Consider the following 2,091-nt stretch of genomic DNA (forward strand, 5'->3'; position numbering starts at 1 on the left):
CCATCCTCCAGGCACGCCATGTGCTGTATCAGCAGGCCCGCCAGGCCCATCCATCCCGCTGGAGCGGCCCGACCCGGAACTGGGAGCGGATCGAAGCGGTTGCCCTGAACCCGGAGAAAGACAGCATCGTGACGGCTGCGACCAAAGCTCAAATAGCCGCGTGAAACAGGCGGCAACTACCTTGACATGCACCGAAACCGCGTTGTCGCAGGATGGCAAGGTGCAGATAGGGGCATCTATTCACAAAAGTAAATTTTAGTCTCCAAGCGAATTATGGGCGTATAAGCGAGATGTCACTACCTGCGCAACCAGCACGAATTGGTCCCTGCCAAGCATCATGCTGGCAGAAGCCTTACGCCACATTGTCGTAAATGTGTGACGGGCGTCTGCGACTCCAGCTAAGAACCCCGACAGTATCGGACCGCAGGGAGTGTGGCTTATGGTGGGTCACCACTTCATCAGGGACGATCTATGCCTTCTCCCCTCACTAACGAAGAGCGCGAGCTGATTTGCAGCGCACGGCAGATCTTGGTTTCGGCCGCCCAGGGCGCGGAAGGCTGGGAAACCCTGGAACAAATGGTTGCCGAGATCGCAGAGGTTATGGACCGCCTGCGCGCAAACAATTGGGCAGTTGCGAAGCTTCAGCATCCCGATCTGCAACTTCCCAAGCCGCTCGAGACAAAGGATAGGGCTCGGCCCAGTCTGGCCGCGACCCGGCGCGATGTTCAATCGCTTTCCCGCTCCGCTGCAGAGCTGGAACGTCTTCTGGCAGACGAGTCTTTGTTTCGCAAAGCCCTTCAACCCAATCCAGTGGAGGTGACAGCCCAGGCGACAAAGAAGGCACTGGAAGCGTCTTCCAGAGACGCACTCCAAGCCAGCGCCAATCTGATGTTCTATTCGAGCAGAAGCAAAACTGCGATCAACATTCACAAGAACGGCTTCGAATTCCGGTCTGGAAGCGCGGTGCTCAAAGCAGTGACCGGATAGCGTTCTTTTCCGATCCATCGAACAAGGAACTGTCGATGAAGAAGCTAGCATTGGTGTTGATATCCCTGTGTGGTTCGCTTGGTGCGACGAGTATTGCGGCGCAAGCTGCTGCTCCACCATCATCTCCGAGTGGCGCCGTTGCTGAGGCGCAGGCGTTAGCGAACAAAGAGCCCGCCGTGGCTCGGATCCTCCAGAAGTATGGCGCGACGACCTTGGATGAGGTGGATTGGTCAAAGGGCTACGTGGTAAACAGAACAACGGGCACCGTTCGCGAGGTCACCGCAGCCGATACCTTGCAGGCACCAACCGTCAATCTTTATTCGAGCGGCGCCCGTATTATTGGCTGGGCGGAGACCAAGACCCTTTGCGCGTCCGGGGAACTCAACGCTCGCGTTTATGGCCATTTGGCATCCAATGTATCCCGAGATCCTATCGCTCTGAATCGAGAAGGCATCCTCATTGGCTCAGGGTTGGGTTACGCAGTGGCACGCGTGGACTTCTCAGTCCTGAAGATTCCCGGCGCCCGAAATCCGTTAAATCGGTCTTCCATGGAGACGACCCACGTTAGGGATGGTCTGATCAATCCTCGCTGAGTTGTGGATTCCCAGCGTATGCGTGGTCTGGCCCCATCAGGCGCACACGATTGCCATTTTCTCAGCCCTCAAAGTGTCCTTATTGGCACACTCAGGGCGGAGTGACCCCTATGCCGGCATCAATTGCCGGCGCACCATCCACAGGTTGGATAGCGCGAACAGCGTGAGCACCTGGGCGGTGTTCTTGGCCAGTCCACGGTAGCGAACCTTGGTGTAACCGAACTGCCGTTTGATCACCCGGAACGGATGCTCGACCTTGGCGCGCACGCTGGCCTTGCAGCTCTCCCAGCGCTCAACCTGCCGTCGCTCCCGCGCGTTACCGATGGCCTTGACCTTCGAGCGCTTGGCAGCGATGAAGAATGCCGCTTTGCAGTCGGCCAGCTCCGCGCGCTTGTCTGCACCGGTGTAGCCGCTATCGCCGAAGACGCAGCCCTCCTTGCCATGTAGCAGCGCGTGGGTGACGGTGACATCGCTGACATTGGCAGCCGTGCACGTCGCGTGGTGCACCAGC

General features: G+C 58.2%; 3 protein-coding genes. 2 read left to right on the forward strand and 1 reads right to left on the reverse strand.

The window, feature by feature from the left end; all coding sequences use genetic code 11:
• Positions 1-471 precede the first annotated feature (471 nt).
• A complete protein-coding gene (locus tag ACQKDV_RS19205; protein ID WP_427785826.1) occupies positions 472-987 on the forward strand; it encodes a hypothetical protein in 516 nt (171 codons plus the stop codon).
• 35 nt (positions 988-1,022) lie between these two features.
• Entirely contained in the window at positions 1,023-1,580 is a 558-nt protein-coding gene (locus ACQKDV_RS19210) for a hypothetical protein (RefSeq protein WP_427785827.1), read from the forward strand.
• A gap of 108 nt (positions 1,581-1,688) precedes the next feature.
• On the opposite strand, the gene ACQKDV_RS19215 is transcribed toward ACQKDV_RS19210, so the two are convergent.
• The coding region (locus ACQKDV_RS19215) for a transposase (protein ID WP_427785828.1) at positions 1,689-2,091 on the reverse strand (403 nt) is incomplete at its 5' end.

Origin of the sequence: Stenotrophomonas sp. NPDC077659 (genome assembly GCF_050268705.1) — a bacterium.
Taxonomy (GTDB): domain Bacteria; phylum Pseudomonadota; class Gammaproteobacteria; order Xanthomonadales; family Xanthomonadaceae; genus Stenotrophomonas.

Excerpts from the sequence above, each read along its gene's own strand:
- ACQKDV_RS19205 (WP_427785826.1), top strand. The coding sequence starts at position 472 with ATGCCTTCTCCCCTCACTAACGAAGAGCGCGAGCTGATTTGCAGCGCA.
- ACQKDV_RS19210 (WP_427785827.1), top strand. The coding sequence starts at position 1,023 with ATGAAGAAGCTAGCATTGGTGTTGATATCCCTGTGTGGTTCGCTTGGT.